General features: G+C 68.1%; 19 protein-coding genes and 2 tRNA genes. 8 read left to right on the top strand and 13 right to left on the bottom strand.

Annotation, left to right across the window (positions count from 1 at the left end; all coding sequences use genetic code 11):
* Window positions 1–9 precede the first annotated feature (9 nt).
* Window positions 10–1152 (bottom strand): winged helix DNA-binding domain-containing protein, encoded by a 1143-nt coding sequence (locus tag ACFO8M_RS12770; protein WP_387975581.1) that lies wholly within the window; start codon window positions 1150–1152, stop codon window positions 10–12.
* 143 nt (window positions 1153–1295) lie between these two features.
* On the opposite strand from ACFO8M_RS12770, the gene ACFO8M_RS12765 reads away from it, so the two are divergent.
* From ACFO8M_RS12765 to ACFO8M_RS12755, 3 genes are all read left to right on the top strand, one after another.
* The gene (locus ACFO8M_RS12765; RefSeq protein WP_387975578.1) at window positions 1296–1985 is read left to right on the top strand and encodes a hypothetical protein; all 690 of its coding nucleotides are present in this window, start codon (window positions 1296–1298) and stop codon (window positions 1983–1985) included.
* Window positions 1941–2043: transfer RNA gene (locus ACFO8M_RS12760), tRNA-Arg, on the top strand. Before ACFO8M_RS12765 ends, ACFO8M_RS12760 begins: the two co-directional genes overlap by 45 nt.
* Window positions 2044–2155: 112 nt before the next feature.
* A tRNA-Arg gene (locus ACFO8M_RS12755) sits at window positions 2156–2231 on the top strand.
* A 70-nt stretch (window positions 2232–2301) separates the two neighbouring features.
* Here ACFO8M_RS12755 and ACFO8M_RS12750 read toward each other — a convergent pair.
* On the bottom strand, window positions 2302–3870 hold the full coding sequence (locus ACFO8M_RS12750; RefSeq protein ID WP_387976375.1) for a cellulase family glycosylhydrolase: 1569 nt from the start codon (window positions 3868–3870) through the stop codon (window positions 2302–2304).
* A gap of 192 nt (window positions 3871–4062) precedes the next feature.
* On the opposite strand from ACFO8M_RS12750, the gene ACFO8M_RS12745 reads away from it, so the two are divergent.
* Window positions 4063–5376 (top strand): cellulose binding domain-containing protein, encoded by a 1314-nt coding sequence (locus ACFO8M_RS12745; RefSeq protein ID WP_387975576.1) that lies wholly within the window; start codon window positions 4063–4065, stop codon window positions 5374–5376.
* An 86-nt stretch (window positions 5377–5462) separates the two neighbouring features.
* On the opposite strand, the gene ACFO8M_RS12740 is transcribed toward ACFO8M_RS12745, so the two are convergent.
* Window positions 5463–6053 (bottom strand): DUF4291 domain-containing protein, encoded by a 591-nt coding sequence (locus ACFO8M_RS12740; protein WP_387975574.1) that lies wholly within the window; start codon window positions 6051–6053, stop codon window positions 5463–5465.
* Window positions 6054–6251: 198 nt separating this feature from the next.
* On the opposite strand from ACFO8M_RS12740, the gene ACFO8M_RS12735 reads away from it, so the two are divergent.
* Window positions 6252–7190 carry a DUF6528 family protein gene (locus tag ACFO8M_RS12735; protein ID WP_387975571.1) on the top strand — a complete coding sequence of 313 codons (939 nt, stop codon included), beginning with the start codon at window positions 6252–6254 and terminating at the stop codon, window positions 7188–7190.
* A gap of 51 nt (window positions 7191–7241) precedes the next feature.
* On the opposite strand, the gene ACFO8M_RS12730 is transcribed toward ACFO8M_RS12735, so the two are convergent.
* From ACFO8M_RS12730 to ACFO8M_RS12705, 6 genes are all read right to left on the bottom strand, one after another.
* A complete protein-coding gene (locus tag ACFO8M_RS12730) occupies window positions 7242–8072 on the bottom strand; it encodes an MOSC domain-containing protein (protein ID WP_387975568.1) in 831 nt (276 codons plus the stop codon).
* Window positions 8073–8096: 24 nt separating this feature from the next.
* Window positions 8097–9185: a hypothetical protein gene (locus ACFO8M_RS12725; protein WP_387975565.1), complete on the bottom strand. Its 1089-nt coding sequence runs from the start codon at window positions 9183–9185 to the stop codon at window positions 8097–8099.
* A 30-nt stretch (window positions 9186–9215) separates the two neighbouring features.
* Entirely contained in the window at window positions 9216–10028 is an 813-nt protein-coding gene (locus ACFO8M_RS12720; RefSeq protein WP_387975562.1) for a hypothetical protein, read from the bottom strand.
* 23 nt (window positions 10029–10051) lie between these two features.
* Complete coding sequence (locus ACFO8M_RS12715) at window positions 10052–11011, bottom strand: hypothetical protein (protein ID WP_387975559.1); 960 nt, start codon at window positions 11009–11011, stop codon at window positions 10052–10054.
* A gap of 146 nt (window positions 11012–11157) precedes the next feature.
* Entirely contained in the window at window positions 11158–11490 is a 333-nt protein-coding gene (locus ACFO8M_RS12710; protein ID WP_387975556.1) for a hypothetical protein, read from the bottom strand.
* A complete protein-coding gene (locus ACFO8M_RS12705) occupies window positions 11483–11842 on the bottom strand; it encodes a hypothetical protein (RefSeq protein WP_387975554.1) in 360 nt (119 codons plus the stop codon). The genes ACFO8M_RS12710 and ACFO8M_RS12705 overlap by 8 nt, the downstream gene beginning before the upstream one ends.
* Window positions 11843–12068: 226 nt before the next feature.
* Between ACFO8M_RS12705 and ACFO8M_RS12700 the strand changes: the two genes are divergently transcribed.
* From ACFO8M_RS12700 to ACFO8M_RS12690, 3 genes are all read left to right on the top strand, one after another.
* Entirely contained in the window at window positions 12069–13070 is a 1002-nt protein-coding gene (locus tag ACFO8M_RS12700) for a Scr1 family TA system antitoxin-like transcriptional regulator (RefSeq protein ID WP_387975551.1), read from the top strand.
* Between the two features lie 760 nt (window positions 13071–13830).
* Window positions 13831–14622 (top strand): hypothetical protein, encoded by a 792-nt coding sequence (locus tag ACFO8M_RS12695; RefSeq protein ID WP_387975548.1) that lies wholly within the window; start codon window positions 13831–13833, stop codon window positions 14620–14622.
* A 269-nt stretch (window positions 14623–14891) separates the two neighbouring features.
* Window positions 14892–15287, top strand: coding sequence for a hypothetical protein (locus ACFO8M_RS12690; protein ID WP_387975545.1), 396 nt, complete (start codon window positions 14892–14894; stop codon window positions 15285–15287).
* 132 nt (window positions 15288–15419) lie between these two features.
* Here the strand turns inward: ACFO8M_RS12690 and clpB are convergent, their stop codons facing one another.
* From clpB to ACFO8M_RS12670, 4 genes are all read right to left on the bottom strand, one after another.
* On the bottom strand, window positions 15420–18023 hold the full coding sequence (gene clpB / locus ACFO8M_RS12685) for an ATP-dependent chaperone ClpB (RefSeq protein ID WP_387975543.1): 2604 nt from the start codon (window positions 18021–18023) through the stop codon (window positions 15420–15422).
* Between the two features lie 186 nt (window positions 18024–18209).
* Entirely contained in the window at window positions 18210–18536 is a 327-nt protein-coding gene (locus tag ACFO8M_RS12680; RefSeq protein WP_387975541.1) for a hypothetical protein, read from the bottom strand.
* Window positions 18537–18631: 95 nt separating this feature from the next.
* Window positions 18632–19342, bottom strand: a complete 711-nt coding sequence (locus ACFO8M_RS12675; RefSeq protein ID WP_387975538.1) for a hypothetical protein — start codon at window positions 19340–19342, stop codon at window positions 18632–18634.
* Window positions 19343–19458: 116 nt separating this feature from the next.
* Window positions 19459–24366 carry a DNA repair ATPase gene (locus tag ACFO8M_RS12670; RefSeq protein ID WP_387975536.1) on the bottom strand — a complete coding sequence of 1636 codons (4908 nt, stop codon included), beginning with the start codon at window positions 24364–24366 and terminating at the stop codon, window positions 19459–19461.
* Window positions 24367–24632 lie beyond the last annotated feature (266 nt).

Raw genomic sequence — 24632 nt, 5'->3', positions numbered from 1 at the left:
CGGCGTGCCTCAGTGCTCGTGATCGAGCACGAGCTCCATCTCCGGCTTGCCGAACCAGGCCCGAAGGCGGTCCGCGCCGCGGCGCAGCGCCGCGATCTCCGCGGCGGTGAATCCCCGCACTCGCCACGTCTCGATCAGCAGGCTCTCCCGTTTGGGCGTGGCCTTCCAGTTCCCGATCAGCCGGCCGTCCAGCAGGATCGCCGAATTGAACTTCGGCCGGTTCGGGAATCTCGTGCGCGGCACCGAATGATGCAGCACCAGGTCCTTCGAATCCGTGTAGGAGCACAGCATCTCGTCGAAGCCCTGCACGAAGTCCACCACCGGGCCGCGCTCCTCGATCTCGGGAGGCTCGGCGCTGCAGTAGAGCGTGCGGCCGTCGATCTGGAGCTCCTCCAGACCGAGCCCGTCCAGCGCCGCCTTCGCATCGGTGACCTTCAGCGTCGCCCACCGGGTGAAGTCCTTCAACGTCGCCGGCCCGCGCGAAGTGAAGAACCGCAGCGCCAGCGCCCGGATCGCCTCGTCCTGCGCGACCGGCCCCGCCGGGACGCGCTCGTCGAAGTTCGCGTACGTCTGCTTGCCGCCCTTGGGGTTCCCTGAGCAGATGGCCGACCGCAGCTCGGCGTGCATCAGCAGATGCATCAGCCGCGAGCCCCTCGGGTCAGCGATCCCGGCGGTCGCCAGCGCCTCCGAGGCCTCGTCGCGGGTCAGGTGCCGCCCGCCCGCGGTGACCGCGGCGAGCACCTCCGTCGCGCGTCCGAGCTCGGCTGCGCTGAGCCCCCAGTTGCGGTTGTTCGGGTTCATGGACTGCAGGACGCGGTCGGAACTGGCGGCGAGCATCATGCGCAGGTCCTCGACGGGCACGGTGTGCCAGGTACCGCGGAGCACGTGCGTGCGCACCACCGCGCCCTGGTCGATGACCGCGTCGACCGCCTCGACGCTGCCGAACGCGAGCCCCTCGCCGTCAGGTTCGGTGCGCATCGCGGGGGTGAGCTTCGAAGGCTGGTACTCCTGGGACTGGACCGCGCCGAGGTGCTTGAACGCCTCCATCGGTGTGGCGAAACGCTCGCCCCAGAGGCGCTGGGAATGGGCTCGCCAGGCGGCGACCGCGCCCGGCTCGAGGTCCGTGCCGGTGCGGCCGGTGGGTGTTGCCATCCGCTCATGCTAACCGCCCCATACGACATGAGCGCTCCGCCGAACCGCTCGTCCGCCCGCGCCGGACCACATGCCACGAATCACCGGCCGCAACCTCGAACGATCGGGTGGACGTGGTTGCGAAGAACGGCCACAATTGCGGCATGTCCCTACCGAACGCGGTCCTCAGGCTCTCCACCGACGTCCTCGCCGAGATCAACGACGACGAGCGCCTCGCGTTCGCCTACGCGCACGGCCCCGCCCTGTCCGGATTCGGGGAGGACGCCGAACTGGTCTGCGTGTGGGAGACCGGTACCGTGCCCGCCGAGGCCAGCGCCGAAGCGGTGCACCTCACCGTCGAGCGCTTTCAGGAGCACCTGGACGCCCTCGACCGCGGCGAGGGCTGGCAGCGGCCCGGCGACGAGGCGCTGCACGTGATCGCGCGGTTCGCCGAGGGGACGCTCCTCGCCGACGACTCCGAGCTGGGCTCCAAGGCCCGCGCCGAGGTCACCGAGTTCCCGCAGGCACTGGCGGACGCTTCCCGCGAGGCCGTGGCCGGCGAGGTCGAGGCGCTTGCGAAGCGCCTGGGCGACGCGGCGGACCCGTGGGAGCTGGCCGAGACGCTCACCGAGGGCCTGCACCGCGCCTATGTGGCGCTGTTCGCGGCGGGCGGGTACTTCTTCCCGGGCCATGAGCACCGCGCGGCGTTCGTCGAGCGCTACGTGCTGGGCGACGAGGTGTCGGAGGCCGAGGCGGCCGTGTGGGCCGCGGCGGGAGCCCCACTCCCGGAGCGTGCCGAGGCGCTGCCCGCGGCTTGGCGGGCACTGGCGAAGACCGTCCTCGACAACTGCTGACCACCGGCCCGTCTGACTACGGATCAGAAGGTCGGGGGTTGAACTCCCTCGCGGCGCATGCCGCAATCCAGGCGCAATGACACAGCGCACATCCGCTTACCCGGTTGCAGATCGGTTTTCGCCCCAGGTAAGGTTATGCCCGGTCCTGATCGTAACGATCAAGCCGACCTGCGCCGCTAGCTCAACGGATAGAGCATCTGACTACGGATCAGAAGGTTGGGGGTTCGAATCCCTCGCGGCGCACCATCGAGAAAAGCCGGGTCTTCGACCCGGCTTTTCTCGTCTCTTGAGGATTCGCCTCAGAGGGCCTTCGGACTCAGGCCGTGCAGGTGACTTCCGGCGGTGCAGACGTGCCGGTGACGGTTCCTTGGAGACCGAAGACGACGCTCTGGCCGGCCGCGAGGCTCCCGTTCTGGGCGACGGCGGTCACGTTCTTGCCGGACTGGGTCAACTGGGCGCCCCACGAGTTGTAGACCGCCTCGTCCCCCGTATACGTCCAGTTCGCGGACCAGCCGCTCAGCGCCGTCGATCCGGTGTTCTCGACGGTCACGTTCGCCTGGAAGTTCCCCGGCCATCCGCCGGTGATCTCGTACGTGGCCTCGCAGTCGCCACTGGGTTCCGCTGGCGGGGAAGAGGTCTCGCTGCCTTCGCCGTTGCCGACCGGCGGCACCAGGTGCGGTTGGAGGATGTCGTACTTCGGCTGGTTCACGGTCCACCAGTCGTTGTCGACAAGGCCGCCGGTGTCGCCCGAGTTCGGGTTCCACGCCCAGAACGTGAACGACATCCCGTTGTCGGTCATGTAGTCCATGAGGGCTTCGAGCCACTGCCGGTCCAGCGGGTTCGCCAGCGTGCTGCCGAACTCGCCCACCAGGACCGGTGCCACGTCCTGCTTCTGGAGGTCGCCCCAGAAGTGGTCCCATACCGCGGGCAGGTTGTTCGGGAAGTCCGGGTCTTCGAACCACGGCTGCCTGTCGTAGACCGAGATCGCGTAGTCGTGGGCCGAGTACACCAGCTTGTCCGGCACGTCGAGACGCACCGGGAACTCGAACGCGGCGCTCAGGTTGCCGCCCCACCAGGTGCTCTCGTCATCGGTGGAGGGATCGTTGTCCCATTGGTTCGTCAGGCCTCCCGAGACCGTGCTGACGCCTTCGACGAGGATCAGCCAGTCGGGGTTGACGTCGAGGATCGCGTTGCCGATCCGTTCAGCCGCCAGTCGCCAGTCCCGGGCCTGGACGCCGCAGCCCCAGCACGCGCCGGTCGCGTTCGGCAGGGTCCCTTCGGCGTGCGGCTCGTTGAACAGGTCCGCGCCGACGACCGTGGGGTTGCCCGCGTACCGCTCGGCGAGCATCGTCCAGTCGTCGATGATGCTCTGCTCGGAGACCTGCGGCGTGTACCAGAGGGCGGTCTGGCCCGCGGCGCTCGGCCGGTGCCGGTCCAGGATGACCCGCATGCCGAGGTCGCCGGCGTGCTCGATGACGAGGTCGAGGATCTCCAAGGGGTGCAGGCCGACGAGGTCGGGGTTGGTGTAGTCGTTGATGCTCGTGGCCTCGGCTTCCGGGCGCAGTGAATCCCCCGTGTAGGGAATGCGCAGGGTGTTGAATCCGAGCTCGGCCATCCGGTCGAGCTGGCCCCGCCAGGTCGCCGGGGCGTTGGCCCAGAGGCCGTGGAACGTGTGGTTGTCGGTCTCCATCCCGAACCAGTTGATCCCGGTGAGCCGCACCTCCGCGCCGGTCGCGTCGACGATGCGGCTCCCGTCGGTGCTGAGGTAGCCGCTGCCGGTTCCTTGCGTCTGGGCGCTGGCGGACGCCGAGGGGAGCCCCAGCACGAAGAGGCCGGCCGCGACGAACACGACGAGCACGACGAGCACGACGAGCACACTCAGCATCGCTGCTGTTGCGGCTCTATGGAATTGGCTGATTCTGGTCACGTGCGGCATGCCGGTGCTCCTGACGTGAGACTGGACTGGGAGCGATCCCAAGAGTATCGTCCCTACATATTGATAGATCTAGATACATCTGTCAAGGTGGAGCCCCGCATCCGCGATCCCGGGCGCACCAGAGCCGACGGAGGCCGATCCATGGAAACCCGAGGAGCGCAACGGCGCAGGCGGCGGCTCACCGCAGTCGCCACGGCGTCCGGAGCACTGATCGCCGCGACGGCGGCGTTCGCGGCGGCGAGCCCGGCACACGCCGCCGCGTGCGAATCCGTCCAGTACAGCGTCGTCAGCAGCTGGAACGGCGGTCACCAGGCGAACGTGTCGCTCACCGCCGGATCCGAAGGCGTCAGCGGCTGGACGATCGGGTTCGACCTGCCCGGCACGGTCCAGAGCGCTTGGAACGTCGACTGGACCCAGTCCGGGACCACGTTCACCGGCTCAGATGCCGGGTGGAACGCCACCGTTTCGGCCGGCCAGACCAGGGAGCTGTTCGGGCTCATCGTCAGCGGGCCCGCAGCGGTACCGGAGTCATTCACCGTGAACGGCATCGCCTGCGACGAGGTGGAGGCCACCGACTCTCCCACCGGCGCCACCACACCACCGGAGGAGACCACACCGCCGCCGAGCGGCGAGGGCGACACGGGGAACGCGACCCACTTCAGCGGACTCGGATCGCCTTACGGCGGTTGCGGACTGCCGCAGTCCGAGCTGGAGACACAGGACTTCGTCGCGCTCAACGTCTACGACACCCCGGGCGACTACGACTTCTACCCGAGGCCGATCCCGCCCGACCTGGCCGACAAGATCGGGCTGTGGGACAACGGGCGCAACTGCGGCAGGTGGGTGCGCGTGAGCATCGGCGACTACTGCACCGGCATCAACGACGGCGCGCAGAGCCAGCCGTTCTGCCGCAACGGGTCCTGGACCGCCGACGAGTACAACGGCGCCACCCTCGACATGATCGTCGCCGACAGCTGCGGTGACGCGAACGCCTGGTGCCGCGACGACCCCTACCACCTCGACCTGGTCACCTCCTCCGTCAATCGGTTCGAACTCGGCGGCGAACCGGCCGGCGACCTGCTCGACCACTGGAACAACCGCCAGGTGTCCTGGTCGTTCATTCCCGCGCCGGACTACAGCGGCGACATCAAGATCGGGTTCCTCCAAGGCGCGCAGAAGTACTGGGGAGCCGTGTCGATCTCGCAGCTCGCCAACGGCATCCACGGCGTGGAGTACTTCGCCGACGGCGCTTGGCATCAGGCCGAGATGAACAGCGACATGGGACAGTCCTACATCCTCGAACCGACCGCCGAGGCCGGCACGGACTTCCAGATCCGCGTCACCGACGTCGAAGACCAGCTGATCAACGACGGCAGGGTCTACGAGTTCTCGCTGCCCTCGTCCTGCACCCCGTGCAGCACGGCCTACACCGAGGTCGCCTACACCACCTCATAGGCTCGACCGTCTCCGCGGCTGAGACCGAGAGCCCCTCGGATGCTGCTCGGAGGCCATTGTGGCCAGGTGGGCGGTCGTCCGCTTGGTCATGCGGTGGCGCCGATGTGGTGGGCGAGGTCGGGGACGAGCGGGTAGGGGTGCTCGGTCGGGAGGGCCTGACGGGCTTGGTCGGTCCGGTCGGCTTCGCGGTGGTCGGCGATCTGGTGGGCGAGTTCGGTGACGTCGATGATCGCGGTGATCCACTGGCCGGTGTAGCGGTCGACGGCTTCGGCGGAGAGGCCGATCTGGATCGAGCGGTGGTCGAGGCGGTTCAGGTGGAGGTCTCGTTCGGGGTCCCATTGGATTCGGACTGGGGAGGCGTCCATGCGCTTTCGCCAGGCGTCGGCCGTTTCGCCTTCGGCGGGTTTGCTGAGGCAGGAGTTGGCGAGGGCCCATTCGAAGCCGTCGCGGGTGATCGAGACGGCGAGGACGCGGGTCTGGCCGGGCTTGGCGGCCCAGCCGCAGCGGTACATCATCCACAGGAACGAGGGTTTGATCCAGGTCATGCGTTCGCGCTTGAAGGGCGGGACGAAGGTCTGGGCGGCGAGCGCGGGTTCGGCGATGGCGGGGTCGTACGCCTGGTAGACGGTGATCGTGTCGGCGTCGTAGTGGGCGCGGATCTGGCGGGGCGGGGTCATGCGGCGGAACTTACAAGGGCGGGTGGCCTTCGGCAAACGTTTTTGGGGACGGTCGCTGGACTCCGGAGTCGTGGTTCGCGGGCAACCCGCGGCCTGGGTGGGTGCGTAGGTTTTTGGACTGGTTTCGATGTCGCACACTGTTGGTGGTTCGCGGCCCGGATCGGGAACGGACCCTCCCTACCCCCACGAGGAGCAGCAATGAAAAGGCGCAACCTTCTTCGAGCGGTCGCCATCGGGGCGCCCCTGGCCGCGGCCGGGGCGGTCGGTGTCGGCGTCGCTTCGGCGGACACCGCGAACTTCAAGGTCATGGTCACCGAGCAGGTCACCAACAGGGTGTTCGTGTTCGACAAGAACAGTTCCTTCAGCGACGCCAACGCCTACAAGTGGTGGAGCCCCGGCACGGGCGGTTGGTCGAACCTGTCCGACTGCCGCATCAGGGACACGGCGCAGTTCGGCGCGATCGGGCTGGCCGCGGCCTCCGGCGGCAAGGTCGGGATCTGGAACATCACCACCGAGCGGGAGCAGGAGCTCAACGATGTGCTGTGGAGCGCCTCGCCGGGCGGGAACCCGCATGCGCTGGAGCGCATCCCGGAGATCGGCGCCTTTGTCGCGGCATCGTCGAACGGGTACTTGACGGTGTACGGGCCGACGGCGGTCTCCGACCCGTCGACGCTCGCGGCGGTGCAGACGGTGTCGCTCGCGGGCGCTCACGGCGTCGTGTGGGACCCGAACAACAAGCTGCTGTGGGCCTGCGGCGACAAGGTCGTGCAGGCGTACACGGTGTCGGGCACGTACCGGAACGTGCGGCTGAAGGCGTCGAGCAAGAAGGTGGCGCTCTCGGGCCTCGGGCACGACCTGCAGCCGGACTTCTCGAACTCGGCGAAGCTCCTGGTCTCGGACTCGTACGGCGTGTACTCGATCGACAAGACGACGCTGGCGAAGACGACGCTGCACACGACGACGCGCATCAAGGCGTACGTCAAGATGAGCACCGGCGAGTACTTCTACGTGCGCGGCGACAACGCCGGCTCGCGAGACTGGGGCAGCCCGACGGTGGTGTTCTCGCAGTCGGCCGACCGGACCCGGGACGGCGCGGAGTTCTACAAGGCCCGGTATTACACGACCGCCTACAACTAGCGCTGTGTAGTGACCGGCCCGTGCAGTGCTAAGTGCTGCACGGGCCGTTCACTATGCGGTGACGGCGACCTGGTCCCCGGTGGTGACGGTGCCGACCGCGAGGATGTCGGCGTAGAAGCCGAAGCAGGTGGCGCGGCCGAAGCCGGGCACGTCGAGGCGGTGGTGCCGGGCGAGGGTCTGCAGCAGGCCCCTGTCGGCCGGGGCGGGGCCGTGGGCGAGGGACGGGATGACGCAGCGCGGGGTCGGCACCGAGACCTGCACGACCAGGTCGGCGCCGATCGCGATCCGCTGCCCCGGACTCGGGTCTTCGGGCAGGTCGAGGATGAGGTTGGGGCGGAAGCAGGCCGGGTCCACTTCGGTGCCGTGCTCGGCGCTCAGGCGGTCGAGCGCGCCGGTGGTGACCAGGTGGAGCGCACCGAAGTCGAAGAAACGGCCGTCGCCGGCGCTGGACCGGACGTTCACGACGGCGTCGCCGCCGGGTTCGGCGTCGGCGGCCCATTCGGGGATCATGCCCGGTTCGTCGGGCCACCAGTGGTGTCGGCGCAGTTGCGGCGGCGCGGTGCGGGTGAGGCTCACGGGGCGCCCGAGCCAGGCCGAGACGGCGGCGTCGGCTTCGGGGCTCCCGGCGAGAGCGGGTGCCTGATCGGGGACGACGATGTGGACGTCGCCCGCTTCCCCTTGGGCCGGTACGTACTCGGCGCGCACGTCGAGGAGGCGCCCCCACAGGCGCGGCTGCTTGGCGGAGCCGATGGTGCCGTCGGCGTCGAGGCAGGTCCAGGTGCGGTCGCCGTCAAGGCCGTGCTTGCCGACGAAGGCCGCGGTGACGGGTTCGGCGGCGGCCGATTTGAGCGGGTGGCGGCGGATGCCGAGGACGCGGTTCACACCGGTGATCCTATGCCGCCCCGACTACGACCCGTCCGGGAAGAAGTAGAGGACCGGCGACTCGGCGACTTGCGCGGGAAGCTCTGTGTCCCACTGGCTTTCGCCGTCGTAGCCGATGAAGGAGACCGAGGGGCCGTCGCGGGACACGAAGCCTTCGTCGTGGAGCGTGTTGCAGCCGGAGCCTTCAGGGCCGACGGCCGCTCCGGACGCGAGGTCGACCACCCGCGTGCCGGATTCGGCGCGGATGGTGAAGCCCCCCTTGGAGGCGCCGTAGGGCCCGTAGTTGTCGACGACGCAGGCGTAGCGCCCGGTCGGGTCCACGTCGACGAGGCCGATGATGACCGGTTCGGCGCCTTGGAGGCCCGAAACCTGGATCGTCTCGAGCAGTTGGCCGTTCACGTCGATGCGGTACAGCTCCGTGAATTCCAGGTCGTGGTAGATCGCCTGGACCGAGCCGTCTTCGGAGGTGTACCAGCGCAACCGGCAGCCCTGCGGTTCGAGCGTCAACGTGGTGGGGAGCTGCCCGGCGTCGGGCGAGTACCACTCGGTGGCGCCCCAGGCCTGGACCGGGAAGGGGATCTCGTCGGTGTCGGCCCTCGTGTCGGGGTCGGTGTCGGCGCCCCAGACCGGGGCCCGGTGGGCGAGGACCGCGGAGCCGTCGGGGAGCCAGGCGGGATCGATGCACGCGTGGTCGACGGGGTACTCGACGGCGGTGGCGATCTCGCCGGTGTCGAGGTTCCCGAAGTTGAGCGCCGCTTCGGGGGTCCCTCCGGTGATCCACGCGGCATGGCGCTGGCGCGGGTCGATGCTCAGGGAGGACCGGAGGACGGAGCCGACGTCGCCTTCGCCGTCCCAGACGCCGCTGAGGTCGAGGACGGGTTCGACCGCGCTTTGATCGGTGCCGGGGTCCCAGCGGTAGAGCCGGTGGTCGTCGCCGAGGGCGTAGAACACTCCTGTGTCGGTTCCGGTATCGGTGCCGGACACGGAGTCGAGGTCGCAGGCTGCTGAGGCGCATGACAGCACGAGCGCCAGTGCGATCGTGAGGTGGCGCTTGCGTCGGCGTTGGAAAGTGCGGTGTCGGCGGGCGGTGGCGGGCGGGTGCGGGTCGTCCAAGGTGCGCTCCTTGCTGAAGGCCGGTCGCGGTCAGTCGCTTGCGACGGCGGCCTCATGTCGCTCGATGTCGTTGACTTTGTAGGTGCCGGCGTCCTGATCGGTCATGCCGTGCCAGCCGATGAGGTTGAGCCAGAGCATGGTGTTGGTGTTGGACGCGGTCGGATCGAAGTCTTCAGCGCCGAAACGGCTCCGGAGGGTCTTGAAGGCCGCGGTGGTCTTGGGTCCGAAGTCGCCGTCGATCGCCAGGTCCGTGACGCCGGCCAGATCCCGTGCGGCCCATTGGATGATGGTGGTGTCGGTCGTGTAGCCCCAGTTCATGGCGACGGCCTTGCGTCCGCGGTCGACGTGGATGTGGTTCCAGTGGGAGCCGTCGGGGTCGTTGTGCCGGTGCAGGACGATCCCGAAGTGCTTGCGGCAGGTGGCGATTACGGTCAGGTAGCGGCGGCGGAGATAGCGGCGGGCCCCGCCGTGGACGGCGGTGTCGACGAAGCAGTCGGAACCCCAGTCGAACCTGGTGAAGTCGATGGCGGCGCCGTACCGGTGGTAGCCGGGCTTGCAGACTTTCGCTCCTGCGAGACCGGTCCACTGATACGCGCGCGAGACGCCGGCGTAACCGTGGTACTTGCCGAGGGAGTGCAGGTCGCGGATGACCTTGCCGGCCTGGGTGTGGGCCTCCTCGTGCATGGTGAAGGAGGTGACGTTGGGGTGGACGCCGAAGCCGTTGCGGTCGTATCCGCTGCGGTAGCGCATCTTCCAACCGGTGTCGTAGAACCAGTTGCGGGTGATGTCGGGGTACTCGCAGGTCGAACGCGCGAACGCCGTGCTGCTGCTGGGGAATGTCATCGATCCTCCTTCAGGGTTCGCCCCTAGTCGGTGCTTCGGATGTGGATGGTGCTGCCGTCGGTCTCCAGCCACGTGCCGCGGCGGCCGGGGACGGCGAGGATCTCGCCGCGGCAGCCGCAATCGGGCGAGGATTCGAGGACGTCGCCTTCGGCGGTGAAGCGGGTCTGAGCGACGGTGCCGTCTCGGTCGGAGAAGACGCTGACATGGTCGGACGCTGCCACCGCGGCCATCGGGCGGCCGGCATCGGGCAGCCTGGCGGCTTGTTTGAGGACGCCGGTCTTCCCGGTGGTGCGGACGGTTTGGGTGCCGTCACCGTCGACGACGGCGATGAAAAGGCCGTGGTCAGTTTCGGTCAAGACGGTGCCGTAGCCCTCGCCGAGCCCGGAGGCGAGGGGCCGACCGGTCCAGGTGCGGCCGTGGTTCTTGCTGACGGCGAGGTGGCTGCGGGAGATCGCGGTGAGATGCGGGTCGGGGCAGCCTTCGATGACGACGGCGAGGCCGCGGTCGCCGACGGGCGCGATGGCGGTGGCGATGCCGGATCGGATCGCCTTCGGGACGGGAAGCTCGGCGTATTCGGCGGTCGCTTCGTCGATCCAGATGAGTGCGGGTCGGACCTCGCCGGGGACGCGTTCGACGGCGCCGGTGATCCAGAGGGCGTCGCCGAGCGCGGCCATCGAATGCGGGTGGAAGCCGGCGGGCAGGGGCAGCGGGAGCGACGGGCCGAGTTCGGCGGTCCCCTCGGGATCCGCTGCGGCTGTGAGGAGCCGGAGGGCGAAGTCGGTTTCGGTCGCGGGATCGGCGGTGAGGACCAGGAGTTCACCGCCCCGGCCTATCCAGCCCGCGGCGGCGGCGCGGATCTGCGGCAGCGCTGCGGCGCGGGCGGGTCGCGGGACGGTGAGGCCCGCGGTTCCAGCGGCGAAGAGGGCGGCGGCACCGGTGAGGACGGTGCGGCGTGTCAGGCCCAGTGGTTCAGGAACGGCCATCTGAGCACTATTACCAACGATGCCGCTCAATACCGGCGAATCAGCAACATTCATTCCATAGTGGGGGTGGGGCCGGCCGTCCCCACCTGAACGACCGGCCCCAGGGAATCCCGCGGCGCAGCCTGGAGCCGCGCGCCGCGGGAGGTTCAGGATCCGGGATCGGCGATGAGGGCGCGGGCACGCTCCAGGATCCAAGGGCACCACTCGTCGCCGCGCCACGAGCCGCGCCAGTCGGGGGTATCGGTCGGGTCGATGGTGAACCGGCAGACTTCGCCAGGACCGACCGGGTCGAAGCAGTCGATGAGGAAGTGGGCCGGTCGGTTCGGGTACCGGCCTTGGTCGAGCGGGATCGCATAGACGACGAAGAGGACATGGCCCCTTCGGAACTCGCCGAGGTAGCCGATCGACGCGGGTTCGCCGTCCGAGCGGAGGCTCTGCGGGTCAGCCGGATCCGGGCTGACGGTCAAAGCGCTACCCATCGCAGAAACGCACCCGGTAAGGACCGTTGCCGTTGTCGTCACCGCCGTCGTCGTCACGGACGTCGAAGGCGTGGCCGTTGTAGAAGACCTTGAAGGCGGCGTCCTCGATCCAGACCTTCCAATCTGGAGCGTAGGTACGCCACTCCTGACCCCAGGTCGCGTGGAGGTGGCCGGAGATGAGGCCGGACACGATCATCACGATGTCGGCGCAGTTGTCGTTTGCGAAGACCTGGAACGAGTCCGGCGCGGATGCGCTCGAAGCGCGGACTGTGTATTTGGTGTGCCCATCGGTGAATCGACCGCGCTCCAAAGGATCTCGCGGTGAGGGCTCGGTGCGGACGGCTTCGGTCATGTTGGCTCTCCTCCCGACGGAATGTGTCGTGGTCAGCTGAACACAACGTAAGCCCAGTTCAAGGGAGACTTCCAGATCGATTTGCGGTGCTCCGAAAAGGTGCCCCGAAAGCCTGCTCCGAAAATCGGTGCACCGAAATGGAGTTCCAAAATGGTGCACCGGAAGTCGCAACGGAATCGCCGCGCCCGAGGGTTGCGTTTTCGTTGCGGACTGTCATCATGAGTCGATGCGCAATTCACACATGATCCCGCGCCGGATCGGCGCAATCCTCAAGCGCTACATGGTCGCTCGCGAGCTGAGTGTGCGCGAGGCCGCGCGGTTCCTCGGCACGAACGCCACCAAGCTCGACCGATACCTCAAGGGGGAGAACCAGAAAGTCGAACCGGGCCTGATCATCGGCTGGCTCCACATGCTCGGCGCACCTGAGGAAGTGGTGCGAGAGGCCGAGGCGATGGCGGTTCAGACTCGCAGCCGGACCACGACGGGCTGGGAGAGCTCCTTGCCAGAGTGGTTCAGCCCCTTCGTCGGACTGGAGTCGGTGGCGACCGCTATCGACAGCTACCAACCCGAAGCGCTGCCCGGCATGCTCCAGACACGTGAATACGCCGAGGCGATGGCCGAGGCCAGCGTTCTTCAATCAGCCGAAGACGCTCAGGCCTCGATCGAGATTCGGCTTGCTCGCCAAGAGGTGCTGGAGCGGCAAGAAGGGCGCCCCTCTATGCGGTACGTCCTCACCGAGCAGTGCCTAAGGGTGATCGGGCAGTATGACTTCTGCGATGCCCAGATTCGGCGTCTCCACGAAATCAACGAGATCGACAGGGTTTCAGTCCATGTCGTTCCCACTAGCGCAGGTCTCCATGCTTCGGCGGGTGGACCATTCACCATCATGACCTTCGACGACACCCCCGACCCGGACACCGTGTACCTCGAATCCCAAAACGGGGCGCGTTACGAGAGTGCCCCGAAGCTGGTGGCGGGTTATCGTAGGCTTCTCACGGCGACCCTTGAAGTCGTCGATCCGTTGGAAAGGAGCCCGTGGATGTCCAAGTGGCGCAAGTCGACTCGCAGCAATCCCCAGGGAGATTGCGTGGAGTTCCGCAGCGCGAACGGAAGCTTCCTGGTCCGGGATTCGAAGCTTGGCGAATCTTCGCCGGTCCTCGGTATCGATTCGAGCAGCTTCACCGCGATGCTCGACAACCTGAAGCGGCGCTTAACAACTGAAGGCTGACCGGCCCCGAACGCTCGGGGCCGTCGCCATAAGTTCCACATAAGACCTGGCGACACACCGGTTCTGGGGGTTGACAACCCTGCGATCGCTGTTCATCCTGAAACCCGACACATTCTGTGATCGTGTCGCATCAATCGCATAGGCGTTCATTCGTAACGCCGCCCAGTGGCCTCACAGCTACCAACTTTGAACCACCGGGCGGCTCAACAGAGAAGGACTAACCTCAATGTCGTTCACGACAGTACCGCAGTCGACGCTGCCTGAAAACCGCCCGACACGGCTCGAAACCCACCCATCCGCGCCGCCCGAGCCCGTACCCGGTCCTCCTCCGGCACTTCCCCGAGTTCGTCCCCACCGAGCTCAGCCCCCGCAACTCCTTGGCCGTCGAATACGACCGCCCGCGACCTGAGCCGCGCACCGGCCGCCACCGCCGAGACGAGCGTCCCGCTCCGACCGCCGAAGAGGCCAATGCCGCCAGGCTCCGGGAGATCGCCTGGGACCGTTCCTCAGCAAGACTGCCGATTTCCCCGCGGCTCATGCGTGCCAACGCAAACCCTCGATCGCCGTCCGCATCGCCAGCGCGATCAAGCACGCATTCGCCACCATCACGCGCCGCTCGTGCACCCTCCCCACTGCCACCGCCTGACCCCTGCCGAAGCCCTGCCGCGCCCAGGCGGCAGCAAAGAGAAGGGAGGGCGCGTCCATGCCCCCTGGTAAACGACATGAGCTCATCACCGAACTGGTCGAACAGTCACCAATCTTGCTTGCCGGCCTGATCGAGGTGGAGTCCGGGAAACCGGTCCCCGACTTCGACAAGGTCTGGGCCGGAAAGGAGTCGGCCAATATCCGCTATCCGCAGGAGTTCCGCTCAGACGCGGTTCGCGTGTTCTTCCAGGATTCAGTCCCGCAGCTCGCGGTCATCGTCGAGATGCAGCACCGCCCGGAGAAGAAGAAGCGGATCGACTGGCCGCACTTTCTGTTCACCACCCGCGCCGTCTACGGCGGGTGCCCGACCTTCATGGTCGTCATCACCGTGTCGCGAAAGACCGCGACATGGGCCCGGGAGCTGATCGACGGTGGCGGCGGCATGGCGGTCATGCGGCCGATCGTGGTCTGCCTCGGCGAACTCGAACCCGGCGACGACCTCGCGGCCGTCCTGCTCGGCATGTTCGCCGAGAACGCCACTACCGAGGGCCTCCGAGAACTCGCGGAGGCCCTCGCGACCATTCCTGAAGAACCGGCCAAGCAGTATGCTGACATTCTGCTCGCCTGGCTTCAGGGGAAAGCCTTCGAGACGTGGAGAGATCTCATGAAGTATTCCGACATCCGATACCAGAACGCCTACGCCGAAGAGCTCCGCGCAGAAGGCGAGGCCCGAGGCGAGGCCCGAGGCGAGGCCCGTTCGATCCTCAGGGTGCTCGCTTCTCGGGGCATCGATGTCCCCGACCGGCTTGCCCGGAAGATCCTTGCCTGCCAAGACTCGTCCCGGTTGGAACACTGGCTAGATCAGGTCGCCTTCACCGACGACGTCGAGCGGCTCTTCAGCGAATAGACCAATGCCTGCTGATGGCGCGGCCGCAGAGCGGCCGCGCCATCAGTCGATCAAGCGCGCTTTCGCCACCGTCACGCGCCGCTCGCGCGCCCTCCCCACCGCCTGATTCCAGCCCATTTCCTGCCGCTCTTCTGCCGGTGTCTCGCCTTGTAAAGGCCCCCTGCCGTCTACCAGACTGTCCCTGATAGACCGATATTCGAGCATCACTCGTTATCCCAGTGGCAAAGTGACATCGACAAGATGTGCGTCCTTAAAGGAGAAACAACATTATGACTATGCGCCTCAAGGGAAGCCTGAGGAGAATGTCGGCGGTGCTCGCCGCATTCGCCGTCGCGTTCACCATCTCGGGACTCACGCTCGCCGGCACCGCCTCGGCCGCTCCGTCCGCCCCGGCGGACGAAGTCGGCGTTACGGCAGGGGTCTCTTGCTCGAAGGGAACCGGCTCGAGCACGGAGGGCAACGAAGTCATCCGATATGCCTGGGCGAAGTGCAGCGACGACTTCGGTGGCCAGTTCTACCGTTTCCGGCTCCTCTGGAGCTGCTCCGGTGAAAGCTGGGAGCGCACCACCACCTGGTACCGCGCCGACGGCCGGACGATCGTCGGGGCCTGCCCGGCGGGCAAGTTCGTCGACAGCACCCGAGTGATCACGGACTACGACGCTTAGGCGACACTCGATTCACGATCTGGCCGTTGGAGCTGAGAGCAGGACACGGCCAGGCTCGACCCTCTCCGCGCCGCGGGCGTCCTTTCGGGACTCCTGCGGCGCGCTGCTGCGGTGGGCCGCAGGGCGGCTTCCTCAGCCCTTGGCGACGGTGAGCTTGTCGCCTTGGTCGCTCGTGCCGACTTTGACCGTGTCGCCGTCGACCACCTTGCCCTCCAACAGTTCCCTGGAGAGCGGGTCGCCGATGGCGGTCTGGATCAGGCGGCGCAGCGGCCTCGCTCCGTAGACCGGGTCGAAGCCCCGGTCGGCGAGCCAGGACTTCGCCGAGTCGTTCACATCCAGCTTGAGGCGCCGCGTCTCCATGCGGTGCTCCAGGAAGCGCAGCTGGACTTCCACGATCGACTTCAGCTGGTCGTGCTCCAGGGCGTGGAAGATGACGATGTCGTCGAGGCGGTTCAGGAACTCCGGCTTGAAGTGGGTTCTGATGGCCGCCATGACCTGGTCGCGTTTGGCCGTGTCTTCCAGCAGAGGGTCGGTCAACGCTTGGGAGCCGAGGTTCGAGGTCATGATCAGGATGACGTTCCTGAAGTCGACCGTCCGGCCCTGGCCGTCGGTGAGGCGGCCGTCGTCCAGGACCTGCAGGAGGGTGTCGAAGACCCTCGGGTGGGCCTTCTCGACCTCGTCGAGGAGGACGACGGAGTAGGGGCGGCGGCGGACGGGCTCGGTGAGCTGACCGCCCTCTTCGTAGCCCACATACCCGGGCGGGGCGCCGATGAGGCGGGCCACCGAGTGCTGTTCGGTGTACTCCCCCATGTCGATGCGGATCATCGCCCGGTCGTCGTCGAACATGAACTGCGCCAGAGCTTTTGCGAGCTCGGTCTTGCCGACGCCCGTAGGCCCGGCGAAGATGAACGAGCCTGTCGGGCGGTTCGGGTCCGAGAGGCCCGCCCTTGCACGGCGGAGTGCGTCAGAGACGACGGTGACCGCTTCGAGTTGGCCCACAACGCGTTCGCCCAAGACCTCTTCAGCGTGGAGGAGCTTGTGGGATTCGGATTCCTGCAGGCGGCCTGCCGGGATGCCGGTCCAAGCGCTGACGACGTCGGCGATCTCGTCGGCGTCGATCTCCTCTTTCAGCATCGGCTGGTGGGCCGGGTCGGTGTCGGCGCTGGCGAGTTCGGCTTCGGCGGCCGTGAGCTGCTGTTCGAGTTCGGGGATGCGGCCGTAGCGGAGTTGGGCCGCCTTCTCGAGGTCGTATTCGCGTTCGGCCCGTTCGGCTTGGGTGCGGAGGTCGTCGAGTTCTTCCTTGAGGTCGGAGACCTTGCCTATGCGGTTCTTCTCCGACTCCCATTGGCGGGAGAGCGCGGCGAGTTTCTCGCGCTCGTCGGCGAGTTCGCGCTGGAGGAAGGCTAGGCGCTCGGCGGAGGCCGGGTCGTCCTTCTCGTTCTGGAGCGCGGTCTCCTCGATCTCGAGGCGGCGGACCGCGCGCTCGATGGTGTCGATCTCCTCTGGGCGGGAGTCGATCTCGATGCGCAGGCGGCTGGCGGCCTCGTCGACGAGGTCGATGGCCTTGTCGGGGAGCCGGCGGTCGGGAAGGTAGCGGGCCGAGAGCTGCGCGGCGGCGACGAGCGCGGAGTCGGTGATGCGCACGCCGTGGTGGACCTCGTAGCGCTCCTTGAGGCCGCGGAGGATCGCCACGCTGTCCTCGATGGAGGGCTCGCCGACGTACACCTGCTGGAAGCGGCGTTCGAGGGCGGCGTCCTTCTCGATGTGCTCGCGGTACTCGTTGAGGGTTGTCGCGCCGATCATGTGGAGCTCACCGCGTGCGAGGGCGGGCTTGAGCATGTTCGAAGCGTCAAGGGAGCCTTCGGACTTGCCCGCGCCGACCATGGTGTGCAGCTCGTCGATGAACGGGATGATCTCGCCGTCGGAGGACTTGATCTCCTCCAGGACGGACTTGAACCGCTCCTCGAACTGGCCGCGGTACTGCGCGCCGGCGATCATGCTGGCGAGGTCGAGGAGCATGACGCGGCGGTTGCGCAGCGACTCGGGGACGTCGCCGGCGACGATGCGCTGGGCGAGGCCTTCGACGATGGCGGTCTTGCCGACGCCGGGTTCGCCGATGAGGACCGGGTTGTTCTTGGTGCGGCGGGACAGGACCTGGATGACGCGGCGGATCTCGGTGTCGCGGCCGATCACCGGGTCCACTTTGCCGGAGCGGGCGGTCTCGGTGAGGTCGACGGCGTACTTCTCGAGGGCCTTGTAGCCCTGCTCGGGATCGGCGGTGGAGATCTTGCGGTCGCCGCCGCGCAGGGTGGGGAAGGCGCTGATGAGCTTCTTGTCGGTGGCGCCCTCGGCGGTCAGGAACGTGCCGACCTCGCCGCCGGCCTGGGCGAGGCCGGTGAGGAGGTGCTCGGTGGAGACGTACTCGTCGCCGTAGTCGGTGGCGATCTTGTCCGCGGCGTTGATGGCGCGCAGGGAATCGCGGGCCATGGACGGTTCGGAGACGGACGGCCCGGAGGCGGACGGGAGCTCGTCGATGCGGCGCTCGGTCTCGGCCGAGACGGTGCCCGGGGTGACGCCGACGAGCTGGAGGAGGCCGGGCGCCGTGGAGCCGTCGACGGTGAGGAGCGCGTCCAGCACGTGCCAGGGTTCGACCGCCGGGTTGCCGCCTGCGGCGGCGGTGCGGGCGGCCTGGGAGATCACTTCACGGCTCTTGGTGGTCAGACGGTTGACGTCCACTGTTCCCCTGCTCCTTTACGCTGTCCCCAGGATTGCGGGCCCTCATGCGCTCAGGCGGCCGACGCACCGGGGCACGGCTGCCGAAGCGACCCGAAGTTGAGTGTATCCGACTCAACTTCGACGGAAGATCCGATCCGTTTCGCCCGTAGCGTAAAGCCTCGGGCAGGTCGGCCCGAGGCGTATGCGTCAGCGTGGCGGCCTCGGCCAGATTCGCCCCTCGCCCGGGTTTCGGTCCCGCGCGAAGTACTCCTGCAGGAACGCGTTTCCTTTGGCGCCGTCCGGGCTGGCGCGGGTCTCCTCCTCGAAGAGCAGGTGGAGCACGTACTTGCAGGCCTGGTGCTCATCGGCGAACCGGCCCACGGGGGTCATGTGGCCTTCGAACTTCGGGCTGACCACCCACGCGTCGCCGTCCTGCAGGATGTTGATGGAGTTGCGGAGCGGGACGCCGATCGAGTAGTGGGCGCTGCCGTACCCCTTGGCGGCCAAGCGAGCGGGCAGGTCAGAAATCTGCATTCGTCACCTTATTCGCCTTCACGAACGCCGGTTTCGGGTGGGACGGAAACAGGTCCCCTTGCCGGAAGGCACGGGGACCTGTTCTCGTCGCTGTACTACTTCTTGGCGCCGGTCAATCCGAAGATCGACTTGATCTTGGCGAGGAGGCCCGGCTTGGCGGGCTTCTCGTCATTCTCGATCTCGGGGGCCTCCGCCTGGGACGGGACCACCTTCTCGGGGTCGTCCGGAGCTTCCTCCGGCTCGTCGATCGCCTCGGCGACCGGCTCCACGACGTCGTCGGCCTTGGGCTCGGCCGCTTCGGTTTCGGCCTCGGCGACTTCGACCGCGGGTTCGGGATCTGCGGCCGGCTCGGGCTCAGGTTCGGGCTCGGGCGCCACTTCGGCGACCGGTTCGGGCTCGGCCTCGGGCTCGACCGCTTCGGCCTCCACGACGTCGGGCGTCTCGACCGTTTCGGGCTCGGTCTCGACTTCGACCTCGGCGGGGGCCTCGACCTCGGGCGCTTCGACCTCAACCTCGGCCTCGACCGCTTCCTCGGCTGCTTCGTCGACCTCGTCCTCGGCACCCGCGACCAGCAGGTCCTTGAACTCGGCGAACGAAAGGACCGGCACGCCGGCCTCCTCGGCCTTCTTCAGCCGCGCCTCGGTGGGCTTGACAGTGTCATCGACGACCAGGTGAGTCACGGTCTTCGTGAACTGTTTCGCGAGGGCGACGTCAGCGTCGGACTCGGCGATGAGGCGGGCAGTTTCGGCGTCGGGGCCGGTGCCCAAGACGATGATCCGGACCTTATCTCCCGTCTTCGTCGGCACGGGGGACCTCCCTTATTCGGTGGTTAGCGGCTTGCAGGGGCACTACGGGCTACGCGCAAAGCTTTAGTTCAAGAGCGTACCGGGTACCAAGGGAGCTCCGGGCCAGCGGAGAGGACTTATTCGGACTCGATCCCTCGCCTTTGTTGCAGGGCGGTTTCGATGCCCTTCACTCGGTCGGACAGCAAGGTGATGGCCCCGACCGCCCTCGACATTGGATCGTCGCTCGAACCGCCGAGCGTCTGCTCCCTGCGGAACGCCTCTTTCACGGCCTCCCAGCGCGCCGCGCGTTCGGCGTCGAGGCGCCCGCGCAAGGAGCCGAGTTTCAGCAGATTGGCCTCCGCGCCGGACGCGAGGGTCTGCGCCTCGCCCGCGTAGTGGTCGTCGATGACGGCTTCGAGCTCGTCGTCGTTCATCACCGGAACCACTCGTTCGGCGAGGCGGTTCATGTTCCGGTAGGAGCCCTGGAGGAGGAACGGCGGCTCGGTGCGGGCGCTGTCGTCCATCGCCGCGGAGGCGATGTAGGCGAGGTTGTTGCCCAGCACGGTCTTCTGGATCCGCACGAGTTTGCGCAGCACGGAGAGGAGCTGGTCGAGCTCGCCCGCGCTGTAGGGGTGCTTCAGGTTCTCGGGGGCCGCGGTCGGGTCGCCGGAGGCGAGGCGGATGAGCAGCGAGGTGTCGGACCGCTCGCGTCCGGCGAGGGGCGCGGTGACCTTGTTGGAGGTGAGCGCGTTCTCGATGTAGGACTGGGCGAACACCTGGTCGCGTCCGGAGAGGACGTCGCCGAGGTTCCACACGTCGGCGCGGTTGGCGAGCATGTCGGGGATGCGGAACTTCTGGCCGGCCTCGGTGTACGGGTTGCCGGCCATGCACACCGCGAACCGCTTGCCGCGCAGGTCGTACGTGCGGGTGCGGCCGTTCCAGACGCCCTCCATCTTGCGCTGGGCGTCGCACAGCGAGATGAACTTCTGCAGCAGTTCGGGGTTGGTGTGCTGGATGTCGTCGAGGTAGAGCAGCACGTTGTTGCCGCATTCGAGCGCGAAGTTGATCTTCTGGACCTCGGCGCGGGCGGTCGCGTTCGGCGCGTCGTCGGGGTCGACGGAGACCGTCTCGTGGCCGAGGGCGGGGCCGTTCACCTTGACCAGGAGCATCCCGAGCCGGTCGGCCACGTATTCCATGAGCGTGGTCTTGCCGTAGCCGGGCGGGGAGATGAGCATGAGCATGCCGGACTGGTCGGTGCGGCGGCCCTCGCCCGAACCGGCGCCGATCTGCTTGGCGAGGTTGGAGCCGATGAGCGGCAGGTAGACGTCGTCGATGAGCTGGTTGCGCACGAAGCCGGCCATGGTCTTCGGCTTGAACTCCTCCACGCGGAGGGTGCGGCGGTGGCCGTCGATGAGTTCGGCGCGGCGGCGCTGGTAGGCGCGGTAGCCGGGGAGCACGGTGCGGCGGAACTGCGCGGTGCGGGCGAGGAACTCGTCGAGGCGCAGCGGCAGGACGCGGTTCTCGATGCGCGCGTGCGTGCCGAGCAGCCCGATGACGCGGCTGGAGAGTTCGGCGGTGACGTCGTAGGAGTCGACTTCGGCGAGGATCACGGCGAGGGCCTCGGGGAGGTCCGCTTCGTCGAAGCCCTCGGGTTCGGCCTGGTGCAGGAACGATTCGAGCCAGACGGCCGCGAGCTCCCATTTGGACATCATGTCGGATTCGAGGGCGCGCAGGTCGGATTCGAAGTCGGCCTTGGCACCCGGGCCGATCTGACGTTCGAACGCGGCCAGGAGCGAGCGGGCCCGCTGGGAGACGGCGAACCCGCCGGTGGGGTCGGCGAGCTCTTCGGCGAGGTACTCCCCGGCGAGGTCGGGGTCGACCTCGAGCGGGATGAGCGAGTTGTTGAGGTAGTGGTTGACGGCCTCGCCGAGGTCGGCGGCGAGTTCGGAGAGGGCGTCGGCGCGGCCGAACACGGCGCGGGCGCGGGCGAGCGAACGCGCCTGGGTTCGGATCGCGATCCGCTCCTCCTTCGGGATGCCGTGTCCCCAGTAGAGCTGGGCGGCGGCGCGTTCGGCGGAGCGGTAGCGCAGGAGCCCGGAGGCGGCGTAGAGGCGCAGGGCCTCGGCGAGGATCGCGGCGGCGTCGGCGTCGTGGACGCCGCGTTCGTAGCCTTCGTCGTAGCGTTCGGCCGCGGCGGTGGCGGTGAACGCCGGGAGGTCCTCGGAAAGGAGCTTCGCGGGGCCGTGCTCGGCGAGGAGTGCGGCGGCGAGGTGCTCGGCGCGGTAGACCTCGGGGTTCTCCGAGGGGAGGAACTGGTGCCAGTACGGGCGGGTGTCGGCGAAGCCGGGGTCGGTGACGACATGGCGGTAGTCGGTGCCGGTGAGGGAGAACGCGAGGTTCTCGCCGGAGGGAACGAGGGTGAGGTCGAGCGGCTGGGTGTTGACGGGGATGCGGTGCTCGCCGAACTTGACGGCGTCGCCGTCGAAGAGGTCGAGGCGGTCGGAGAGGGCCCGGCCGGCTTCGGCGCGGGCGGCGCTGATGCGGCCCTCGATCTCCTCGGCGCGCACGGTGTCGTCGAGGCCGCGCAGTTCGGCGATGACCTTGCGGAGGCGCTCGACCATCGGGTCCGTCGCGAAGTACGTGTTGACTTCGTCCAGTGAGGACAGTGTGGTGGTGCGGCGGGCGACGGCCTCGAGGATGCGGTCGGCCGACTGCGCGAGCTGCTCGGCGCGGCGGGCGGCCTCGTCGAGCAGGTGCTGCTTGCGGCCGGAGAAGGCCTCGTAGACGTCGGTGCGCTTGTTCGTGAGCTGCGTCAGGAACTCGTCGAAGTCGGCGAAGCGGGTCTCGAGGTTCTCGACGGTGAGCAGGAGCCGCCCGAGCTGCTCGTCGCACGCGGCGGGCGTGTCGGCGGCGCTGATGGCGGCCGTGACGGACTGCCCGAGGAGCGCGAACTCGGCCGCGAACTCCGCTTTGCCCTCGCCCACGGCGAGTTCGCGGCGGCGCGCGGCGAGGGTGGCGCGGGCGCGGTTGACGGCGGCGAGCACTTCGGAGACGCGCCCGAGGATCGCGGTGCGCACGACGGCGTCGCCGATCTCCAGGGTCGCAACGACTTCGGTGAGCGTCTCCAGGCCCCGCTGGCGGTTGTCGAGGTCTTCGAGGAGCGGGTCGGATTCGGCGACCGAGGCGATGGCTTCGGCTTTCCGTTCGAGGTCGGCGATCTGCTCGAAGTACGCGGTGAACGCGTCCTCGCGTTCGAGGAACGCGACGGCGCGGCGGCCCGTGCCGTCGAGGGTCTCGGTGACCTCGGCGGCGAGCGCTTCGATCCCGGGGAGGTCGATGTAGCGGGTCTCGCGCAGGGTGACGAGGTGGCCGCCGGCGCCGCGCAGTTCGGCGAGGAGCGCGACCCACTGCTCAGCGGACTTCGGGGCCTCGCCGCGGGCGCGGCGCAGCAGCTTGACCGTGTCGGTCTGGGCGAGCTCCAAGGCCTTCTGGGCTTCGGCGGTCAGTTCGGCCACGGTCGCATACTCGTCGAGCACGGCCTCGGCGGTGTCGCGGACCTTGGCGAGGCTCTCGTCGAGGCCGTGGAGTCCTTCGTCGCCGAGCCACGGGTAGTCGTCGAGGCAGCGGGTGGCGGTGGCGATGAGCGCTTCGAAGACCGCTTGGGCCGGTTCCATCTCGCGGACCATGCGGGCCACGGAGAGCGCGTCGGAGACGGCGCGCACGGCTTCGGCGTTGCCGATGCGGTGCACGGGGGTGTCGCCCGTTTCCGTTGCGGCGGCGTGGGCTTCGGAGACGAACGGGGTGGACCAGATCTGCATCGGGTGGACGCGGGTGGCCTCTTCGCCGGTGAAGCGGAAGGCCGCGAGGGTGCCGTCGTCGAAGACCGCGTAGCCGTGGACGCTCATCGGCGCGGCCACTTCCTTGCGGATGACGTTGTAGGGCAAGAGGAGTGAGCGGCCGTCGGCCTCGTGGTAGAAGACGAAGAGGACGTCTTCGCCGTTGGGGGAACGGATCACGCGCTTGAACCGCAGGTCCGTCACGTCGTGGTCGAAGGTCTTGAGCTTGCCTTCGTTGAGGTAGTAGCCGCCGGGGAAGATGAGGCCGTGGTCTTCGGGGAGTCGCCTGCAGGCCTGGCCGATCGCGTCGGCGCGCACGATGGTGCCGGTGCGGGAGTTGAAGATCAGGTAGCGGGTGACGGTCTCCTTGTAGGGGAGGATCCGCAGGAGGATGAGCGGCCCGATGCGCGCGTACGCGATGTCGGCGTCGGCGAGGGACTGGAGGGGCTCGGCGACGGGCTCGGAGTAGACGCCTTCGCCGGACTCGGTGTTGTCCTCGATCTTGACGGTGAGGTCGCCGTTGATGCACTCGACGAAGATCTCGTCCTCAATGGAGACGTGCGGGTGGCGGCCGGTGACGTGCTGCTCGCGAGTGGTGGCGACCCACTCGAAGTCGTAGGGCTCGGGCCAGACCGCGTCGGCGTCGCCGCGGGCGTCCATATAGGTCGCGGTGCCGTCGGCGGCGAGCTGCCAGCGCAGGACGCGCTGGTCGGTGAGCTGCTCGCCGATCTTGAAGACGGCGAGGAGGCGGCCGTCGACCTCGCGCACCTGGAGGAGCTCGGTGGAGCGGTAGTAGCGGTACATCTCGGTGAAGTCGGCGGTGAACTTCGGCTCGTCGAGGAGGTGGCCGGGTTCGGTGACCTCGGTGAAGGCGAAGTCGGATCCGTCGCGCTTGAAGTCGTGCAGGGCGAAGACGTCGGCGACGTTCGTGTGGGACTTGAGTCCCATGTGGACGTTGTAGCCGAAGAGGAGGCGGTCGTCGACGCGGGCGATGTCGCGGGGCACGCAGTTGTTGGACGTGCGGATGCGGGTGGTGCCCAGGAGGGTCAGGCCGGTGGAGCCGAAGGCTTCGGTGCGGGCGGCGTTGAGCGCTTCGGCACGGCCGGCGAGGTCGGCGGCGAAGTCGGCGAGCCGGGAGGACAGGACCTCGTACGTGCCGGCATCGAGAGTGCTGGCGGCGGGAGTGTCGGCGGTGTTCGCTTCGGCCATGAATTCCCCTGGTGGCGTTCGATTGCGGGCTTTCGGGCGGAGGCGCGGGGCAGAGCACCGCGCGGGCGGGCGGGATATAGGGCGTGCCCCTTCCCACCCGCATCCACCTCCGACCAACCGAAGAAATGGGACGACTCTCCCACACGGGTCTGACATCGACCGTTTCGGCTGGTCATCGGCGCGGACCTGCCGGCCCGCGCCGCTCATTGCATCGTGCGCGGGCTTGAGCACGCGCGCCGCTCAGTGCGTCGCGGGCGCGGGCCTCG

Origin of the sequence: Glycomyces rhizosphaerae, assembly GCF_042647865.1 — a bacterium.
In the GTDB taxonomy this organism is placed as follows: domain Bacteria; phylum Actinomycetota; class Actinomycetes; order Mycobacteriales; family Micromonosporaceae; genus Glycomyces; species Glycomyces rhizosphaerae.
This window is presented reverse-complemented; position numbering and strand designations above follow the sequence as displayed.

Excerpts from the sequence above, each read along its gene's own strand:
- ACFO8M_RS12770 (WP_387975581.1), bottom strand. The coding sequence starts at position 1,152 with ATGGCAACACCCACCGGCCGCACCGGCACGGACCTCGAGCCGGGCGCG.
- ACFO8M_RS12765 (WP_387975578.1), top strand. The coding sequence starts at position 1,296 with ATGTCCCTACCGAACGCGGTCCTCAGGCTCTCCACCGACGTCCTCGCC.
- ACFO8M_RS12750 (WP_387976375.1), bottom strand. The coding sequence starts at position 3,870 with ATGCTGAGTGTGCTCGTCGTGCTCGTCGTGCTCGTCGTGTTCGTCGCG.
- ACFO8M_RS12745 (WP_387975576.1), top strand. The coding sequence starts at position 4,063 with ATGGAAACCCGAGGAGCGCAACGGCGCAGGCGGCGGCTCACCGCAGTC.
- ACFO8M_RS12740 (WP_387975574.1), bottom strand. The coding sequence starts at position 6,053 with ATGACCCCGCCCCGCCAGATCCGCGCCCACTACGACGCCGACACGATC.
- ACFO8M_RS12735 (WP_387975571.1), top strand. The coding sequence starts at position 6,252 with ATGAAAAGGCGCAACCTTCTTCGAGCGGTCGCCATCGGGGCGCCCCTG.
- ACFO8M_RS12720 (WP_387975562.1), bottom strand. The coding sequence starts at position 10,028 with ATGACATTCCCCAGCAGCAGCACGGCGTTCGCGCGTTCGACCTGCGAG.
- ACFO8M_RS12715 (WP_387975559.1), bottom strand. The coding sequence starts at position 11,011 with ATGGCCGTTCCTGAACCACTGGGCCTGACACGCCGCACCGTCCTCACC.
- ACFO8M_RS12710 (WP_387975556.1), bottom strand. The coding sequence starts at position 11,490 with ATGGGTAGCGCTTTGACCGTCAGCCCGGATCCGGCTGACCCGCAGAGC.
- ACFO8M_RS12705 (WP_387975554.1), bottom strand. The coding sequence starts at position 11,842 with ATGACCGAAGCCGTCCGCACCGAGCCCTCACCGCGAGATCCTTTGGAG.
- ACFO8M_RS12700 (WP_387975551.1), top strand. The coding sequence starts at position 12,069 with ATGCGCAATTCACACATGATCCCGCGCCGGATCGGCGCAATCCTCAAG.
- ACFO8M_RS12690 (WP_387975545.1), top strand. The coding sequence starts at position 14,892 with ATGACTATGCGCCTCAAGGGAAGCCTGAGGAGAATGTCGGCGGTGCTC.
- ACFO8M_RS12680 (WP_387975541.1), bottom strand. The coding sequence starts at position 18,536 with ATGCAGATTTCTGACCTGCCCGCTCGCTTGGCCGCCAAGGGGTACGGC.
- ACFO8M_RS12670 (WP_387975536.1), bottom strand. The coding sequence starts at position 24,366 with ATGGCCGAAGCGAACACCGCCGACACTCCCGCCGCCAGCACTCTCGAT.